14 protein-coding genes are annotated in these 19547 nt (G+C 45.7%); 12 read left to right on the top strand and 2 right to left on the bottom strand.

All coding sequences use genetic code 11. The annotated features are described in order from the left end of the window. The first annotated feature begins 235 nt into the window (after positions 1 to 235). Complete coding sequence (dnaK, locus tag BDE27_RS01955) at positions 236 to 2146, top strand: molecular chaperone DnaK (protein WP_099132737.1); 1911 nt, start codon at positions 236 to 238, stop codon at positions 2144 to 2146. 104 nt (positions 2147 to 2250) lie between these two features. After that, positions 2251 to 3387, top strand: coding sequence for a molecular chaperone DnaJ (dnaJ, locus tag BDE27_RS01950; RefSeq protein ID WP_099132738.1), 1137 nt, complete (start codon positions 2251 to 2253; stop codon positions 3385 to 3387). 111 nt (positions 3388 to 3498) lie between these two features. Here dnaJ and BDE27_RS01945 read toward each other — a convergent pair whose 3' ends face one another. Further along, entirely contained in the window at positions 3499 to 4344 is an 846-nt protein-coding gene (locus BDE27_RS01945) for a DMT family transporter (RefSeq protein WP_099132739.1), read from the bottom strand. Between the two features lie 207 nt (positions 4345 to 4551). On the opposite strand from BDE27_RS01945, the gene nhaA reads away from it, so the two are divergent. Beyond that, positions 4552 to 5730 (top strand): Na+/H+ antiporter NhaA, encoded by a 1179-nt coding sequence (nhaA, locus tag BDE27_RS01940; protein WP_099132740.1) that lies wholly within the window; start codon positions 4552 to 4554, stop codon positions 5728 to 5730. Positions 5731 to 5947: 217 nt separating this feature from the next. After that, positions 5948 to 6874: a transcriptional activator NhaR gene (gene nhaR, locus BDE27_RS01935; protein WP_099132741.1), complete on the top strand. Its 927-nt coding sequence runs from the start codon at positions 5948 to 5950 to the stop codon at positions 6872 to 6874. 103 nt (positions 6875 to 6977) lie between these two features. Here nhaR and rpsT read toward each other — a convergent pair whose 3' ends face one another. Next, entirely contained in the window at positions 6978 to 7238 is a 261-nt protein-coding gene (gene rpsT, locus BDE27_RS01930) for a 30S ribosomal protein S20 (protein WP_038240544.1), read from the bottom strand. Between the two features lie 348 nt (positions 7239 to 7586). Between rpsT and ribF the strand changes: the two genes are divergently transcribed. The 8 genes from ribF to carB all read left to right on the top strand — a co-directional run bounded on the left by ribF (position 7587) and on the right by carB (position 19466). Then, positions 7587 to 8531, top strand: a complete 945-nt coding sequence (gene ribF, locus BDE27_RS01920; protein ID WP_099132742.1) for a bifunctional riboflavin kinase/FAD synthetase — start codon at positions 7587 to 7589, stop codon at positions 8529 to 8531. A gap of 26 nt (positions 8532 to 8557) precedes the next feature. Next, complete coding sequence (gene ileS / locus BDE27_RS01915) at positions 8558 to 11371, top strand: isoleucine--tRNA ligase (protein ID WP_099132743.1); 2814 nt, start codon at positions 8558 to 8560, stop codon at positions 11369 to 11371. Next, entirely contained in the window at positions 11371 to 11883 is a 513-nt protein-coding gene (gene lspA, locus BDE27_RS01910) for a signal peptidase II (RefSeq protein ID WP_099132744.1), read from the top strand. The genes ileS and lspA overlap by 1 nt, the downstream gene beginning before the upstream one ends. Positions 11884 to 11998: 115 nt before the next feature. Then, complete coding sequence (gene fkpB / locus BDE27_RS01905) at positions 11999 to 12469, top strand: FKBP-type peptidyl-prolyl cis-trans isomerase (protein ID WP_099132745.1); 471 nt, start codon at positions 11999 to 12001, stop codon at positions 12467 to 12469. Next, positions 12450 to 13403, top strand: a complete 954-nt coding sequence (ispH, locus tag BDE27_RS01900) for a 4-hydroxy-3-methylbut-2-enyl diphosphate reductase (RefSeq protein WP_099132746.1) — start codon at positions 12450 to 12452, stop codon at positions 13401 to 13403. Before fkpB ends, ispH begins: the two co-directional genes overlap by 20 nt. A 401-nt stretch (positions 13404 to 13804) precedes the next feature. Beyond that, positions 13805 to 14626 (top strand): 4-hydroxy-tetrahydrodipicolinate reductase, encoded by an 822-nt coding sequence (gene dapB / locus BDE27_RS01895; RefSeq protein ID WP_099132747.1) that lies wholly within the window; start codon positions 13805 to 13807, stop codon positions 14624 to 14626. A gap of 438 nt (positions 14627 to 15064) precedes the next feature. After that, complete coding sequence (gene carA / locus BDE27_RS01890) at positions 15065 to 16225, top strand: glutamine-hydrolyzing carbamoyl-phosphate synthase small subunit (protein WP_099132748.1); 1161 nt, start codon at positions 15065 to 15067, stop codon at positions 16223 to 16225. A gap of 16 nt (positions 16226 to 16241) precedes the next feature. Continuing rightward, a complete protein-coding gene (gene carB / locus BDE27_RS01885) occupies positions 16242 to 19466 on the top strand; it encodes a carbamoyl-phosphate synthase large subunit (protein ID WP_099132749.1) in 3225 nt (1074 codons plus the stop codon). Positions 19467 to 19547 lie beyond the last annotated feature (81 nt).

Below are 19547 nucleotides of genomic sequence, written 5' to 3'. Positions count from 1 at the left end.
AATGGCCTGCGAAAAATTTTTTTATTAAATCTCAATTTTTTTTCAATTCTCCCCTTGATGATGAGATGAATGACCCCATCTAAGTCTCAACTACAGTTACTACTGAATATTTCAGCATTAGCTGGAAAACAAAATGAGGAATGTCTGGCGAACAGAGCCATTGAAAAGTAAACATTCGTCCTCATATAGCTTAGTAACTTGACCGAATATATGAATTCTTTGTGGAGGCGTTTAGATGGGTAAAATCATTGGTATCGACTTGGGAACTACCAACTCTTGTGTAGCAATTATGGACGGCACAACCACTCGTGTGCTTGAAAACAGCGAAGGTGACCGTACCACACCTTCTATCATCGCATATACTCAGGATGGTGAAACTCTGGTTGGTCAACCAGCTAAACGTCAGGCTGTTACTAACCCGCAAAACACGTTGTTCGCCATTAAACGTTTGATTGGCCGTCGTTTCCAGGACGAAGAAGTACAGCGTGACGTATCTATCATGCCATACAAAATCACAGGTGCGGATAACGGCGATGCATGGCTGGAAGTAAAAGGCCAAAAAATGGCACCCCCTCAGGTTTCTGCTGAAGTTCTGAAAAAAATGAAGAAAACAGCGGAAGACTATCTGGGTGAACCAGTAACCGAAGCGGTTATCACCGTTCCTGCATACTTCAACGACGCACAGCGTCAGGCAACTAAAGATGCTGGCCGTATCGCAGGTCTGGAAGTTAAGCGTATCATCAACGAACCTACTGCGGCTGCACTGGCTTACGGCCTGGACAGAGAAGTGGGCAACCGTACCATCGCGGTTTATGACTTGGGTGGTGGTACTTTCGATATCTCTATCATCGAAATCGATGAAGTTGATGGTGAAAAAACGTATGAAGTTCTGGCAACCAATGGTGATACCCACTTAGGTGGTGAAGACTTCGACAGCCGCATGATCAACTATCTGGTTGACGAGTTTAAGAAAGAACAAGGCATCGATCTACGTAATGACCCACTGGCAATGCAGCGTCTGAAAGAAGCAGCAGAAAAAGCGAAGATCGAACTTTCTTCTGCACAGCAGACTGATGTAAACCTGCCATACATCACAGCAGATGCAACCGGTCCTAAGCACATGAACATTAAAGTTACCCGTGCAAAACTGGAATCTCTGGTTGAAGACCTGGTTAAACGTTCTATCGAACCTCTGAAAGTTGCATTGAATGACGCTGGCCTGTCTGTCTCTGACATCAACGACGTTATTCTGGTTGGTGGTCAGACTCGTATGCCACTGGTGCAGAAAGCAGTCGCAGATTTCTTCGGCAAAGAACCACGTAAAGACGTGAACCCAGACGAAGCAGTGGCAATGGGTGCAGCAGTTCAAGGTGGTGTACTGGCTGGTGACGTGAAAGACGTTCTGCTGCTGGACGTAACTCCACTGTCTCTGGGTATCGAAACCATGGGCGGCGTGATGACTTCCCTGATTTCTAAGAACACCACTATCCCAACTAAACATAGTCAAGTGTTCTCTACAGCGGAAGACAACCAGTCTGCGGTAACGATCCATGTATTACAAGGTGAGCGTAAGCGTGCCGGCGATAACAAATCTCTGGGTCAGTTCAACCTGGATGGTATTCAACCAGCAATGCGCGGTACTCCGCAGATCGAAGTGACTTTCGATATCGATGCTGACGGCATCCTGCACGTTTCTGCGAAAGACAAAAACTCAGGTCGCGAGCAAAACATCACCATCAAAGCCTCTTCTGGTCTGAACGAAGAAGAAATCCAACAGATGGTACGTGATGCAGAAGCAAACGCAGAAGCTGACCGTAAGTTTGAAGAGCTGGTTCAAATCCGTAACCAAGCTGACCAACTGATCCACGGCACTCGTAAGCAAGTTGAAGAAGCGGGTGACAAACTGGCAGCAGACGATAAAGCGGCAATCGAGAAAGCAACTTCTGAGCTGGAAACTGCGGCGAAAGGCGAAGATAAAGCTGAAATTGAAGCGAAGATCCAAGCCTTGGTTGAAGCATCCAAGAAACTGCTGGAAATTGCCCAACAACAAGCTCAGGCTGGTGCTGCCGATGCTGGCGCAAGCAACGCGAAGAAAGACGACGACGTTGTAGACGCTGAATTCGAAGAAGTTAAAGACAAAAAATAATAGCCCTTAGCGGGCAAAGTAACAGGGCGCCTGTTACTTGTTAACTGGCACGGGCGTTGAGGTAACTCTACGCCCGTGCGTGCGTGTTAAGGGTAAACAATACGATGGCAAAAAAAGATTATTACGAAGTTTTGGGAGTTTCCAAAACCGCAGACGAAAAAGAGATCAAAAAAGCCTATAAACGGCTGGCAATGAAATATCACCCAGACCGTAACCAGGGTGATAAAGAATCAGAAAGTAAATTCAAAGAAATTAAAGAAGCGTATGAGATCCTGACAGATTCTCAGAAACGTGCCGCTTATGACCAATATGGTCACGCTGCCTTTGAACAAGGTGGCATGGGCGGTGGCTCAGGTGGTTTCGGTGGCGGAGCTGACTTTAGCGATATCTTTGGTGACGTTTTCGGAGATATTTTCGGTGGTGGCCGTCGTCAGCAGCGTCCTAGCCGTGGCTCAGACCTGCGTTACAGCATGGAATTAACCCTGGAAGAAGCTGTCCGTGGTGTGACCAAAGAGATCCGCATTCCAACCCTGGAATCTTGTGATACCTGTCACGGCAGCGGAGCTAAAGCGGGTACCAGCCCAGAAACTTGCCCAACCTGTCACGGGGCAGGTCAGGTACAAATGCGCCAAGGGTTCTTCGCAGTTCAACAAGCTTGCCCGCAGTGTCATGGACACGGAAAAATCATCAAAGATCCTTGCGGTAAATGTCATGGACATGGTCGTGTTGAAAAATACAAAACGCTGTCCGTTAAAATTCCAGCAGGCGTCGACACTGGCGATCGCATTCGCTTGAGTGGTGAAGGTGAAGCCGGTGAACACGGAGCACCATCCGGCGATTTGTACGTTCAGGTGCAAGTCAAGCCTCACCATATCTTCGAGCGCGATGGTAGCAATCTTTATTGTGAAGTTCCGATCAACTTCGCAACCGCGGCATTGGGCGGCGAAATTGAAGTCCCAACCCTTGATGGCCGTGTCAGCCTGAAAATCCCGGCGGAAACCCAAACTGGCAAGTTGTTCCGTATGAAAGGTAAAGGTGTTAAATCCGTCCGTGGCGGTGTTCAGGGCGACTTGCTGTGCCGTGTCGTAGTAGAAACACCGGTTAAGCTGAATGAAGAGCAAAAAGAGCTGATGCGTAAATTGGGCGAATCTTTTGGCGGAAAAAGCGGTGAAACCAATAGCCCTCGCTCCAAAAGTTTCCTTGATGGTGTGAAGAAATTTTTTGATGATCTGACTAAGTAATTTAATACCTTTGTGAGATCTCGCATAAATCCCATCTGATTATCTTTCTAATGTATTGATAATCAGGCGGGATTTCTAATCTATTAAGCCACCCTCAACTTTAAAGGGAAGTTACCCTAGCTTCGTAGCAATAACCCCAGCCACAATCACAATACAAGCTAATAATCGCATTTTGCTAAACGGTTCCCGCAAGATAACGACTGACAATAACATTGCAAATAACACGCTAGTTTCGCGCAATGCCGCAACCAGCACGATGGGCGCATGACCCATCGCCCAAATTACGATGCCATAACTTAATAATTGCATCAGCCCGCCCAGTACTCCCTGTTTCCAGTATTGGTGGAGCATCCTTCCGGCAGTATTCCAATACCGGAAATACATAATCGCGCCCATTACCCAGCCATTAATAGCAAACAGCCATAAGATATAGGTCAAAGTATTATCGCTGGCTCTGGAGCCTGCTCCATCGGATAAAGTATAACCAGCGGTAAATGCCGATGTTATGATTGCTGCAATTAACGTTTTGCGATCCAGTTGAAGAGAATTTTTCCCGTGTGGAAAAGCAATTAACATAATCCCTACGATAATAAGCCCTACTCCGAGCATGGCAAGGGGCGGCAACATTTCCTGCAAAATGACCCAACTAAATAAAGCGGTAATGAGTGGCGCACAACCTCTGGCAATTGGATATACCTGCCCTAAATCTCCCGTAGCATAAGAGCGGCTTAAAAACAGACAATAAGTCGTATGTAAAACAGCAGAGAAGATTAACCACGGCAGAGAGGATAATGACGGCAATTCAACCCAAAACAATCCCAATGTGGCGATAATTCCGGCAAAAAAGACAATAATTGCAATGCCCAAGAACCGATCTGCGCTAATCTTAACCAAAGCATTCCAACTGGCATGTAGCAATGCTGCGCCAAGGACAAACAGGAAAAGTAACGTTGTCATAGAGTATTTTTCTTATATCGTTAGCACAAATAATGATTAAAATCTCTTCTGCTATGCAGTGTAATTTATCAATAGTTCGAAAAACATTATTTCATTATGTTATAATTCGAATATAACGAACAATTTAGCACAAATAATCTGCTTTTTCCGATATCATGACTAGCATAATATGCATGACCTTGATCCATTTCATAGGTTAATTTATCCATGACTGCAATCATTCGCCAATTCTTGAAATTAGAGGCCGCTGGAGGAATCCTTCTCATTATAGCGGCCATTTTTGCGCTGGTTATGGCGAATACGCCATTGCAGGGTATTTATCATCAATTTCTCAATCTTCCTGTTGCAATGCAATTCGCAGCGCTGGAAATCAATAAGCCATTATTACTATGGATAAATGATGGATTAATGGCCGTGTTTTTTCTCATTGTCGGGCTGGAAGTGAAACGGGAACTCATGGAAGGCTCACTTGCTGGTCGCGACAAAGCCATTTTCCCCGCCATTGCGGCGCTTGGAGGGATGTTGGCTCCGGCATTGATCTATCTGCTGTTTAATGGCAGTGACGAGATCACCCAACAAGGTTGGGCAATTCCCTGCGCAACAGATATCGCTTTTGCATTAGGGATCATGGCGTTGTTGGGGAAACGCGTTCCCACCGCATTAAAAGTATTTTTGCTTGCGCTGGCGATTATTGATGATTTAGGTGTCATCATCATTATCGCTTTGTTCTATACCAAAACAATATCCCTGGCTGCATTAGGTTTGGCTACCGCCATGATTGGGCTATTGGCTTGGATGAATTGGAAAGGAATAGCTAAAACATCCGCTTATCTGATTGTTGGTGCTGTTTTATGGGTGTGTATCTTGAAATCAGGTGTTCATGCCACACTGGCTGGCGTTATTGTTGGATTCTTGATCCCCCTTCGAGATAAAAAAGGTGAGTCACCCTCAGAAACCCTGGAGCATGAACTGCATTCATGGGTCGCTTATTTAATTCTGCCACTGTTTGCTTTTGCCAATGCGGGTGTTTCACTACAGGGTGTCACATTAGATGGTTTAACCAGTATATTGCCTATAGGCATCGCACTTGGCCTGTTTCTTGGTAAGCCATTGGGTATTTTCCTGTTTAGCTGGATTTCGGTAAAACTGGGGATCGCCAAATTGCCGGAAAAAATTGGTATGAGACAAATCTTCGCTGTTTCCGTACTGTGTGGAATCGGTTTTACCATGTCTATTTTTATCTCAGGTCTGGCATTTGAAGGTCTCAATGATACCTTCAGTACTTATTCCCGCTTAGGCATATTGATGGGTTCCACAACCGCGGCGGTTGTTGGTTATGGGTTACTCACCATACTGTTACCGAAGAAAAAACGTGGTCAAAAATAGATGAATAGATTAATTTAAGCACAGATATAGAAAGAATTTCCGAGGTAACTCATTCTTTTAATATTCGCGGCAAAACTTTGATACCTGAGATGTCGCGAATATTTTCATAGTAATAAAAAATAGTGATAGAAAAATAGGAAAACGCCATAATCTGGCGACCTGAAATGTATGGTCACGGCTGTTATACAGATACGAGGCAATACACAAGGATAAATATATGCGGGTTTCACATTTAAATTTTAACCACCTCTATTATTTTTGGCACGTTTGCAAGGAAGGCTCTGTTGTGGGAGCGGCAGAAGCACTATATCTGACCCCACAAACCATTACAGGACAGATAAAAGCGTTGGAAGAGCGCCTGGGTGGGAAGTTATTCAAACGCCAAGGAAGAGGATTAGTGCCCTCAGAACTGGGACAATTAGTTTTCCGCTATGCGGATAAGATGTTTACACTCAGCCAGGAAATGATGGACATCGTGACTTACAGCCGAGAATCAAATTTGCTGTTTGATGTGGGTGTCGCTGATGCGCTGTCCAAACGTTTAGTAAGTAAGGTATTGGAAACGACCGTTGTAGAGCACGAAAAGATCCACTTGCGTTGTTTTGAATCGACACATGAAATGCTGCTTGAACAACTTAGCCAGCATAAGCTGGATATGATCCTATCCGATTGCCCAGTGGATTCTTCTCAACAGGAAGGATTGTTTTCAGTGAAATTGGGGGAATGTAATATTAGTTTTTACTGCCGCCAACCAATTCCAGAAAAATCCTTTCCAGCATGTTTGGAAGAGCGCCGTTTATTAATTCCGGGCCGCCGCTCAATGTTGGGAAGAAAGCTCCTGACATGGATACGCAATAAAAATCTTGAAGTTGAAGTGCTGGGTGAATTTGATGATGCCGCTTTGATGAAAGCATTTGGTATGTATCACAACGCCATTTTCATTGCGCCTTCTTTCTACGCCAATGATATTTTTGCTGATAGTGATATTGTTGAGATAGGTCGATTGGATACGGTACAGGAAGAATATTACGTCATCTTTGCCGAGCGTATGATTCAGCATCCGGCAGTCCAGCGCGTGTGTAACAAAGATTTTTCTGCTTTATTCAGTTCACCACCAAAAAGTCGCCCTGAAAAATTATATTAAAGTTTTTATTTAAAAACAGCAGATTAAAACTAACACGTTAAAACCAGCAGATACAAAAAAACCGGCTTAAAGCCGGTTTTTTTAGCATCATCAAAACGAATGATTACATTGCTTTGATTTGTGCTGCCAGAGCAGATTTATGACGTGCTGCTTTGTTTTTGTGGATCAGACCTTTGCAGGCGTGACGATCAACAATTGGTTGCATGTCATTGAATGCTTTCTGTGCAGCTTCTTTGTCGCCAGCAGCGATAGCCGCGTAGACTTTCTTGATAAAAGTGCGCACCATAGAACGACGGCTCGCATTGTGCTGACGGCGTTTCTCAGACTGTACGGCGCGTTTCTTAGCTGATTTGATATTAGCCAAGGTCCAACTCCCAAATATATTCTATCGAGGACAATTCAAAGGCCGAGGAATATGCCTGTTCAGCCTTCTTTTGTCAATGGATTTGTGCAAATAAGCGTCGTTGTACAGCGACGCTGGTTACGTTGTGATGGGGCGGGATTTTATCAGCTTACTCAGAGGGAATACAGTCTTTCGCAATAAAAAACTGAATGAATCACAGAGAAATGCGATAAATTAAATATTTTTCGGGCATCTAGCCTATTTTTATTGTATGAATCAGGTTATTAATTAAAACCCTTTGTGATCGTGGGTTAACCTTGAGCTTTGTACAAGGTATAATCCGGCAATTTCCACGGTATTGAGCCAGCTATGGAGCTAATTCGCGGTATACACAATATCCGGGCGCGTCACCATGGTTGCGTGCTGACGATTGGTAATTTTGATGGTGTCCATCGCGGGCATCAGGCTTTATTAAAACACTTGAAGCAAGAAGGGCTGCGTCTCGGGTTACCGACGATGGTCATGATTTTCGAACCGCAGCCTCTGGAAGTTTTTGTGGCAGATAAAGCGCCAGCTCGCCTGACAAGGCTGAGAGATAAAATAAAATATCTAGCCCAAAATGGCGTTGATTATCTGTTATGTGTGAAATTTGACAAACATTTTGCAGCCAACTCACCTGAAGCCTTTGTTTCACAGTTGCTCGTTGAAAAACTGGGTGTTAAGTTTCTGGCAATAGGAGACGATTTCCGTTTTGGCAAAAATCGCCGCGGAGATTTCCACTACTTACAACAAGCAGGTAAACAATACAGTTTTGATGTCGCCAGCACAGACAGTTTTTGTGATAGCGGTCTTAGGATCAGCAGTACAGCCATTCGTCAGGCACTGCAAAGTGATGACTTGGCTTTGGCCGAAATATTATTGGGGCATCCTTACAGTATAAGTGGCAGAGTTGTTCACGGTAAGCAATTGGGGCGCACCATCGGTTTTCCCACAGCCAACTTACCGTTGAAACGTCTCGTTGCGCCTGTTAAGGGCGTTTATGCTGTTGAAGTCCACGGACTGGGCGATAACCCCCTACCGGGTGTTGCAAACATAGGCAATCGCCCCACAGTTGCAGGCCTTGGCCAGCAACTTGAAGTGCATTTGATTGATACCCAAATGGATCTGTATGGGCATCATATCGATGTGGTATTACGTAAAAAATTGCGTAATGAGCAGCGATTTGCTTCGCTTGATGCGCTTAAACAGCAAATCGCAAATGATGTGGTTGCTGCGAGAGACTATCTCTTGCAGCGAGCCAAGTCATGTATCTAGCGGAAAATTGGAACTGAGAATCTATAATGAGTGACTATAAAGACACCCTGAATTTACCGGAAACAGGGTTCCCTATGCGCGGGGATTTAGCTAAGCGCGAACCAGATATGTTGAAACGTTGGTACAAAGAAGGTTTGTATCAGGCAATTAGAAAAGCAAAATCTGGCAAGAAAACGTTTATTTTGCATGATGGCCCTCCTTATGCAAACGGCGATATTCATATTGGTCACTCAGTTAATAAAATTCTCAAAGATATTGTTATTAAGTCCAAGGGGCTGTCAGGCTTCGACTCACCTTATATTCCGGGTTGGGACTGCCACGGTTTGCCTATTGAGCTCAAGGTTGAGCAGATTATCGGCAAGCCAGGGGAAAAATTTTCCGCCGCTGAATTCCGTGCTGAGTGCCGTAAATATGCCATGACTCAGGTCGAAGCACAAAAAGCGGACTTCAAACGTCTGGGTGTCTTGGGCGATTGGGATAAACCTTACCTGACCATGGACTTCAAAACCGAAGCCGACATCATTCGTGCACTAGGCCGTATTATCAAAAATGGGCACTTGCTGAAAGGTGTAAAACCTGTTCACTGGTGTACTGACTGTGGTTCCTCCCTCGCCGAAGCGGAAGTGGAATACTACGATAAAACCTCCCCTTCCATCGACGTGCGCTTCGCGGCCGTTGATGCCGATGCCGTGTACGCCAAATTTGATGTACAACCACAAGGGCTGCCTGTTTCTTTAATCATCTGGACCACCACCCCGTGGACATTGCCAGCAAACCGTGCAATTGCCTTGGGTGCGGAAATTACCTACCAATTGGTCAAAATCAATGATGAATGCATCATTCTGGCGGCTGAACTTGTCGAAAGCGTTATGCAGCGCGCAGGTATCACTGCATGGGAAGTTTTAGGCGATTGCACGGGCGCAGCTCTGGAACTGTTGCGCTTCAACCATCCATTCATGGGCTACGATGTTCCCGCCATCCTCGGTGATCACGTAACGCTTGAAGCCGGTACAGGTGCAGTACATACTGCTGGTGGTCACGGTCCAGACGATTACTCTATCAGCTTAAAATATGGCCTTGAAATCGCTAACCCGGTTGGCCCTAATGGCTGCTATCTCTCTGGCACTTATCCTTCACTGGATGGACAATTTGTCTTTAAAGCCAACGACATCATTGTTGAATTGCTGAAAGAGAAAGGCACATTGCTGAATCTGGAAAAAATCCAACACAGCTACCCGTGCTGCTGGCGCCACAAAAAACCCATCATCTTCCGTGCAACACCACAATGGTTCATTAGCATGGACAAAAATGGTTTACGTGCACAATCCCTAAAAGAGATCAAAGATGTTCAGTGGATACCTGGTTGGGGACAAGCGCGTATCGAATCAATGGTAGAAAACCGTCCAGACTGGTGTATTTCTCGCCAGCGTACATGGGGCGTACCCATGTCTCTGTTCATTCATAAAGAGACACAAGAGCCACATCCTCGTACCGTTGAATTGATCGAAGAAGTCGCTAAACGCGTTGAAGTCGATGGCATTCAGGCATGGTGGGATCTGGACGCAGCAGACCTGCTGGGTGATGAGGCCGCAGATTACACCAAAGCGCCAGATACGCTGGATGTTTGGTTTGATTCAGGAAGTACCCATTCTTCGGTTGTGGATGCCCGTCCAGAATTCAACGGCAATTCAGCCGATCTGTATCTGGAAGGTTCTGACCAGCACCGTGGCTGGTTCATGTCTTCATTGATGCTGTCCACTGCGATCAAAGGCAAAGCCCCTTACCGCCAGGTTCTGACTCATGGTTTCACCGTTGATGAACAAGGGCGTAAAATGTCCAAATCCATCGGCAATACCATCAGCCCGCAAGATGTGATGAACAAACTGGGCGCAGATATCCTGCGTTTATGGGTGGCAGCCACTGATTATACTGGCGAAATCGCTGTTTCTGACGAGATCTTGAAACGTTCTGCTGATGCTTACCGCCGTATCCGCAACACCGCCCGCTTCCTGCTGGCAAATCTGAATGGTTTCAACCCAGAAGAGCACATGGTAAAAGCAGAAGATATGGTTGTTCTGGATCGCTGGGCTGTAGGCCGCGCTCAGGCCGCACAGGCAGATATCCTTAAATACTATGAAGAGTATGATTTCCACTCTGTGGTTCAACGCTTGATGCAATTCTGTTCCGTGGAAATGGGTTCGTTCTATCTGGATATCATCAAAGATCGCCAGTATACCGCGAAAAGTGACGGCCTTGCCCGTCGTAGCTGCCAGACTGCCTTGTTCCATATCGCAGAAGCCCTGGTTCGCTGGATGATGCCGATTCTGTCGTTTACTGCTGATGAAATTTGGCATGAATTGCCAGGTAAACGTGTTCAATACGTCTTTACCGAAGAGTGGTATGACGGGCTGTTTGGTCTGGCAGATGGCGAAGATATGAACGATACTTTCTGGGCTGACCTGCTGGCAGTACGTAGCGAAGTGAACAAAGTTCTGGAACAGGCTCGTAATGATAAGCATATCCGCAGTTCACTGGAAGCGGCTGTCACACTCTATGCAGATGAAGCACTGGCAGAAAAACTCGACAAACTGTCTGATGAACTGCGCTTTGTCCTGCTGACCTCTCAGGTTGAAGTTGCTGCTTATGCAGCCGCCAGTGAGAATGCACAACAAAGTGAAATGGCAGGTCTTAAAGTGGCTTTGCGCAAAGCAGACGGAGAAAAATGTCCACGTTGCTGGCACTATGCTAAAAACGTGGGTCTGGTGGCGGAACATGCAGAACTTTGCGGCCGCTGTGTGACTAACGTTGCCGGTAACGGTGAAGAGCGTAAATTTGCCTGATGAGTAAGCCCATTTGTTCCACCGGACTTCGCTGGCTTTGGCTGGTTGTTGTGGTATTCATCCTGGATTTGGGAAGCAAGTACTTAGTGTTGCAGCATTTCACGCTGTACGAATCCATTCCATTGATACCTTATTTCAATCTGACTTACGCCCAGAATTTAGGGGCAGCCTTTAGTTTTCTGGCCGATAAGGGTGGCTGGCAGCGTTGGTTCTTTGCATTGGTGGCAGTTGCCATCACGGTTGTTCTGCTGGTAATGATGTATCGTTCCAATGCCAAGCAAAAACTGAGCAATATTGCCTACGCCTTAGTGATTGGTGGGGCTTTGGGAAATTTGTTCGATAGGCTGGTGCATGGCTTTGTTGTCGATTTTATCGACTTTTATGTCGGAGAATGGCACTGGCCTACCTTTAATATTGCCGATTCTGCAATTTGTATCGGTGCTGCTCTCATTATCATAGAGAGCTTTATCAGCCCTGATAACAAGGACAAGCAAGCAGTCTCGAAAACTTAGTCATTGAAAGAATGATAATAAACCAGCCCCAGCATGGTTAACTGGGGCTGGTAACTTCGTCTATACCCAATAGCGGTATACTTGCAATCATTTTTAAGTAAAAGGCTTGAGCAACATGTCAATGCAGGTGCAAGCGCACAGTGCAGTTTTATTACATTTCACATTAAAGCTGGATGATGGCTCTACGGCAGACTCGACTTATAGTCAAGATAAACCCGCATTATTCCGCCTCGGTGATGGTAGCCTCTCTGCCCCACTGGAAGAGCAGCTTCTTGGGTTGAAAGTTGGTGATAAGCATCAATTTACGCTGGCTGGGGAAACCATTTTTGGCAAACACAATCCTGATTTAGTCCAATACTTCACTCCTCGTGATTTTTCCGATGCCGGTATCCCAGAAGTGGGAACCATCATGTTATTTACAGCCATAAACGGCAGTGAAATGCCGGGGTTTGTCAAAGAAGTGGCTGAAGGTTCCATTACTGTTGATTTTAACCATCCACTGGCTGAACAAAACATCACTTTTGAAATTGAAGTGCTGGAAATTGACCCTCAGTTGGAGGAAACCCATGCAAATATTGCTGGCTAACCCTCGTGGTTTCTGTGCCGGTGTTGATCGTGCTATCAGCATCGTGGAGCGTGCACTGGAATTGTACGGTGCCCCCATCTATGTTCGCCATGAAGTGGTACACAACCGTTATGTGGTTGACAACCTCAGGAAACTCGGCGCCATTTTCATTGAAGAAATTTCAGAAGTGCCTGATGGCGCCATTTTGATCTTCTCTGCCCATGGTGTTTCCCAGGCCATTCGTGCAGAAGCCCGCTCCCGTAATTTAACCATGCTGTTTGATGCTACCTGCCCGCTGGTTACCAAAGTCCATATGGAAGTGGCAAGGGCGAGTCGCAAAGGCAAAGAGGCAATTTTAATCGGACATGCCGGTCATCCCGAAGTAGAAGGCACCATGGGGCAATACAATAACCCTAATGGTGGCATGTATCTGGTGGAATCACCGGAAGACGTGTGGAAACTGCAAGTTAAGGATGAAAATAACCTCTGCTTTATGACCCAAACAACACTTTCTGTTGATGACACCTCAGAAGTGATTGATGCGCTTAATGCAAGGTTCCCCAATATTGTCGGCCCACGCAAAGATGATATCTGCTATGCCACAACTAACCGTCAGGAAGCGGTACGTGATTTGGCATTAGGGGCTGATGTGGTTCTAGTGGTTGGTTCTAAAAACTCATCAAACTCAAATCGCTTGGCCGAACTTGCACAACGCGTAGGCAAGCCTGCCTATTTGATTGATTCAGCTAAGGATATCCAGGAAGAATGGATCACAGGTGTGGATGCAGTGGGTGTCACGGCAGGTGCATCTGCGCCTGATATTTTGGTACAACAGGTGATTGAACGTTTGAAAACTTTCGGTGCAGAAACGCTTAACGAGCTGCATGGCCGAGAAGAAAATATTGTTTTTGAAGTACCAAAAGAGTTACGGGTTGAAGTGAAAGAAGTTAATTAGCTTCAATTTTATTTAAACTCGGTTTTTTTAGGTTGGAACGTATAAGCAATTTATTCTGATACGATTTCCAACAAAAACCGAGTTTGCAATACTATCCTCTTCATTTTTCTCATTACCAGAGATTACCTCAATAATTCAGTATATTAAATCAACACATTATATATTTATAACTATTATTGCTAATGCTAAAACGCCATTTATGACTGTTAGCAGGATTTAATACCAAATATCTTCATTACGAATTGCCAGAGGCAGGAAGATAGATAAATTTTATAATTTCCAACATGATCCCTGTTTTTCTTATGACCAAGCTATAAATCTGGCGCTGCCAGTTCTTGCCAGTTAAGCTGTAGAACTTTCCTTTGTCACCTCAATTAAAAATGATTTATAGAGAGGGCCTTATGGCTGATACAGATATTCGTGTTGCTATCGTGGGCGCTGGCGGGCGCATGGGACGCCACCTCATTCAGGCTATCCAGTTGTTGGATGGTGTTACGCTTGGTGCAGCATTAGAGCGTTCCGGCTCATCATTGGTGGGAATCGATGCGGGAGAGCTGGCTGGGATTGGTAAAAACGGCGTGATGATTAATGATGACCTGCATCAGGTCATTGAACACTTTGATGTACTGGTCGATTTTACTCGCCCTGAAGGCACATTGGCCTACCTCTCCATTTGTCGGCAATATCGCAAATCAATGGTCATCGGCACAACAGGTTTTGATGATGCCGGTAAACAAGCCATTGCAGAAGCCTCCCGTGAGATCTCCATTGTTTTTGCTGCGAATTTTAGTGTCGGCGTCAATCTGGTATTAAAATTGCTGGAAAAAGCTGCCGCAGTGATGGGGGAATATACTGACATCGAGATTATTGAAGCCCACCATCGCCATAAGGTAGATGCTCCATCAGGAACAGCATTGGCAATGGGGGAATCCATCGCCAGTGCATTAGGCCGCGATCTCAAAACCAGCGCAGTTTATGCCCGTGAAGGCCATACAGGAGAACGCGATCCTAAAAGCATTGGATTTGCCACCATCCGAGCAGGTGATATTGTGGGAGAGCATACTGCGATCTTTGCCGATATCGGTGAACGTGTAGAGATAAGCCACAAGGCTTCAAGCCGCATGACCTTTGCTAATGGCGCAATTAAGGCAGCCATATGGTTAACAGGAAAAAACAGTGGACTTTATAATATGAAAGATGTACTAAATCTTGATAAAATTTAATTTTAAAATATTATAACATTATGTTTTTACGCAATTATTTAAAAAATAATTGCGTAAAAATGATATATAGACAATCTATGATAAAATACCCCAATTAATGACTATTTATGTAATAATATTTAGTCTTTTTGTGGTCTTTTTCTCATAAACACGAAAAAAACCACATATTTTTTCTGTTCTTAAGTTTTCTCCCACCATAATCGTTTATCTGCTCACCCTTTCCTTATACTTTTCAGCTATATTTATTCAAACTCAAACCGGGAGTTGTAAAAAAGCCAATAAAAATGCCATTTTTTGTAGACAACCCCCCTTCTCATCATTAGAATGCGCGCAATTTGCCAAAATTTTGACAAAAATCATGATTGGCATTGATTTTAAGGACTAATTCTGAATTAATATGCATTGGATGCGACTGATTATTCATTTTTGGAGGGCGTTTTGATTAAGTCAGCTATATTGGTTCTGGAAGATGGAACCCAATTTCACGGTCGCGCCATTGGTGCAGAAGGTGTGGCTGTTGGAGAAGTGGTCTTCAATACCTCAATGACCGGATATCAAGAAATACTTACCGACCCTTCCTATTCCCGCCAAATTGTTACTCTTACTTATCCCCATATTGGTAATGTCGGCATCAATGCCGCTGATGAAGAATCCCCCGCCATTCAAGCCCAAGGCTTAGTTATTCGTGATTTACCCTTAGTGACCAGTAACTTCCGCAGCGAAGAAAACCTGTCTGATTACCTGAAACGTCATAATATCGTCGCCATCGCGGATATCGATACACGCAAACTGACCCGACTATTAAGAGAAAAAGGGGCACAGAACGGCTGTATCATTGCAGGTAATGATGCAGATGCTCAGATTGCACTGGAAAAAGCAAAAGCATTTCCTGGCCTGAAAGGCATGGATTTGGCAAAAGAAGTCACGACAGCACAATCTTACCAATGGGTACAAGGAAGCTGGACATTAGCGGATGGGCTACCCGAAGCTCGCAAAGAGCAAGAATTGCCTTACCATATTGTGGCCTATGATTTTGGGGTGAAGCGCAATATCCTGCGTATGCTGGTCGATCGCGGCTGCCGCGTTACAGTTGTACCGGCAAAAACTCCCGCCGACGAAGTACTGAAAATGGCACCGGATGGCATTTTCCTGTCCAATGGACCTGGTGATCCAGAGCCATGCGACTATGCTATCGAAGCAATCAAAACCTTCCTGAATACCGAAATCCCTGTATTTGGCATCTGTTTAGGGCACCAGTTGCTGGCACTGGCCAGCGGCGCAAAAACGGTGAAAATGAAGTTTGGTCATCATGGTGGCAACCATCCGGTCAAAGATCTGGATCGCAATGTTGTCATGATCACGGCACAGAACCACGGTTTTGCTGTTGATGAAAGTTCACTGCCAGCCAATCTGCGTGTAACACATAAGTCACTTTTTGATGGCACATTGCAAGGCATTCATCGTACTGACAAGCCAGCATTCAGTTTTCAGGGGCACCCAGAAGCTAGCCCAGGCCCACATGAAGCCGCTTCACTGTTCGATCATTTTATCGAGTTAATTGAGCAATATCGCCTGACAAACGTTCAGAACACCAAATAATCAGGAGAAGAAAAAAATGGCAAAACGTACTGATATTAAAAGTATCCTGATCTTAGGTGCTGGCCCCATTGTTATCGGCCAGGCTTGTGAATTTGACTACTCCGGCGCACAGGCTTGTAAGGCGCTGAGAGAAGAAGGTTATCGCGTCATTCTGGTAAACTCGAACCCAGCAACAATAATGACCGATCCTGAAATGGCTGATGCAACTTATATCGAGCCGATCCAGTGGGAAGTAGTACGCAAAATCATTGAAAAAGAGCGCCCGGATGCCATCCTGCCAACAATGGGTGGGCAAACGGCACTAAACTGTGCATTGGAACTGGAGCGTCAGGGCGTACTGAAAGAATTTAGCGTCACCATGATTGGGGCGACCGCTGATGCCATCGATAAAGCAGAAGATCGCCAGCGTTTTGACAAGGCGATGAAGAAAATTGGCTTAGACACCGCTCGTTCTGGCATTGCCCACACGATGGAAGAAGCGCTGGCGGTAGCTGAAGAAGTGGGTTTCCCTTGCATTATCCGCCCCTCTTTTACCATGGGTGGAAGCGGGGGCGGTATCGCTTACAACCGTGAAGAGTTCGAAGAAATCTGCGAACGCGGCTTAGACCTTTCCCCAACTAATGAATTGCTGATCGATGAATCCCTGATTGGCTGGAAAGAGTATGAAATGGAAGTGGTGCGGGATAAAAACGATAACTGCATTATCGTCTGTTCCATTGAAAACTTCGATCCAATGGGCATCCATACTGGTGACTCCATCACCGTAGCACCAGCACAGACACTGACCGACAAAGAATACCAAATCATGCGTAACGCTTCGATGGCGGTATTGCGTGAAATTGGTGTCGAAACCGGTGGTTCAAACGTTCAGTTTGCAGTGAACCCGAAAAATGGCCGCCTGATCGTCATTGAAATGAATCCACGAGTCTCTCGTTCATCAGCATTGGCTTCCAAGGCAACAGGTTTCCCAATCGCGAAAATCGCCGCAAAACTGGCGGTCGGTTATACCCTTGATGAATTGATGAACGACATCACGGGCGGACTCACCCCTGCGTCTTTCGAACCTTCCATCGATTATGTTGTGACGAAAATTCCTCGCTTCAACTTTGAGAAATTTGCCGGCAGCAATGACCGCCTCACCACTCAGATGAAATCTGTTGGTGAAGTGATGGCAATTGGCCGTACTTTCCAAGAGTCCATGCAGAAAGCCCTGCGTGGTCTGGAAGTTGGCGCGACCGGATTTGATGCTAAAGTCAATCTGGATGATCCACAATCCCTGACTAAAATCCGTAGTGAATTGAAAGATGCAGGTGCTGAGCGTATTTGGTATATCGCTGATGCTTTCCGCGCTGGTATGTCCGTTGATGGACTCTTCAACCTGACCAATATCGACCGCTGGTTCTTGGTACAAATTGAAGAGTTGATTCGTCTGGAAGAACAAGTTGCAGAACAAGGTATTAACGGCCTGACCCTTGATTTCTTGCGCCATCTTAAACGCAAAGGTTTTGCGGATGCGCGTCTGGCGAAACTGGTGGGAGTCTCTGATAAAGAGATCCGTAAGCTACGCTATGACTACAACTTATACCCCGTTTATAAGCGTGTTGACACCTGTGCGGCAGAATTTGCTACCGATACTGCTTACATGTACTCCACATACGAAGACGAATGTGAAGCCAACCCGAACAACGACAAACCGAAAATCATGGTATTAGGCGGAGGCCCGAACCGCATCGGGCAAGGCATTGAGTTCGATTATTGCTGCGTACATGCTGCTCTGGCTCTGCGTGAAGATGGTTTTGAGACCATCATGGTGAACTGTAACCCAGAAACCGTTTCTACCGATTATGACACTTCCGATCGTCTTTATTTTGAACCTGTTACACTGGAAGACGTGCTGGAAATCGTGCGTGTTGAACAGCCAAAAGGCGTTATTGTCCAGTATGGCGGCCAGACACCACTGAAACTGGCTCGTGAACTGGAAGCAGCCGGTGTACCCATTATTGGCACCAGCCCTGATGCCATTGACCGGGCAGAAGACCGTGAACGTTTCCAGCAAGCCGTTAATCGTCTTGGCCTGAAACAACCAGCCAATGCCACAGTATCCACTATCGAGCAGGCGGTTGAAAAAGGTAATGAGATTGGTTATCCGCTGGTCGTTCGTCCATCGTATGTGCTGGGTGGGCGTGCAATGGAAATTGTATACGACGAGTCAGACTTGCGCCGTTACTTCCAGACTGCGGTCAGCGTATCCAACGATGCGCCAGTCCTGCTGGATCGCTTCCTTGATGATGCTGTTGAAGTTGATGTGGATGCTATCTGTGATGGTGAACGTGTCCTGATTGGCGGCATTATGGAACATATTGAGCAAGCGGGTGTTCACTCCGGTGACTCAGCCTGTTCTCTGCCTGCTTATACCTTGAGCAAAGAAATTCAGGATGTTATGCGCCAGCAAGTTGAAAAACTGGCCTTTGAACTGCGTGTCCGCGGCCTGATGAACGTCCAGTTTGCGGTGAAAGACAACGAAGTTTACCTGATTGAAGTGAACCCACGTGCAGCACGTACCGTCCCATTTGTTTCCAAGGCAACGGGTATGCCGCTGGCAAAAATAGCGGCACGTGTGATGGCAGGCCAGTCTCTGCTTGAGCAAGGTACAATGGAAGAGATCATTCCACCTTACTACTCCGTAAAAGAAGTGGTACTGCCATTCAATAAATTCCCAGGCGTTGACCCAATTCTGGGACCAGAAATGCGTTCTACCGGTGAAGTAATGGGGGTTGGCCGGACCTTTGCCGAAGCCTTTTCAAAAGCAATGTTAGGCAGTAATTCCACCATGCGCAAAAAAGGCCGGGCACTACTGTCTGTACGCGAAGGTGATAAAGAGCGCGTTGTTGATTTAGCCGCTAAATTACTTAAACATGGCTTTGAACTGGATGCAACGCACGGTACAGCGATTGTATTGGGTGAAGCAGGGATCAACCCACGTTTGGTGAACAAAGTTCATGAAGGACGCCCGCATATTCAGGACAGAATCAAAAATGGTGAATATGACTACATCGTTAATACCACTGCGGGTCGCCAAGCAATTGAAGATTCAAAACTGCTGCGCCGCAGCGCACTGCAATATAAAGTGCACTATGACACAACTCTGAATGGTGGCTTTGCAACCACTATGGCACTTAGCGCTGATCCTACTGAGCAGGTTATTTCTGTACAAGAAATGCATGCTAAAATTGCTAAATAAAATAACCCTACCATAAGATACCGCCATTTTTGGCGGTAAAAAAAACAAAGCCATTCCTGAATTGGAATGGCTGCTATCAAT

It is taken from the genome of Xenorhabdus ehlersii (genome assembly GCF_003610465.1).
Classification (GTDB): Bacteria; Pseudomonadota; Gammaproteobacteria; order Enterobacterales; family Enterobacteriaceae; genus Xenorhabdus; species Xenorhabdus ehlersii.
Note: the sequence above shows the minus strand (reverse complement) of the source record. Positions and strands in the feature narration are given on the sequence as shown.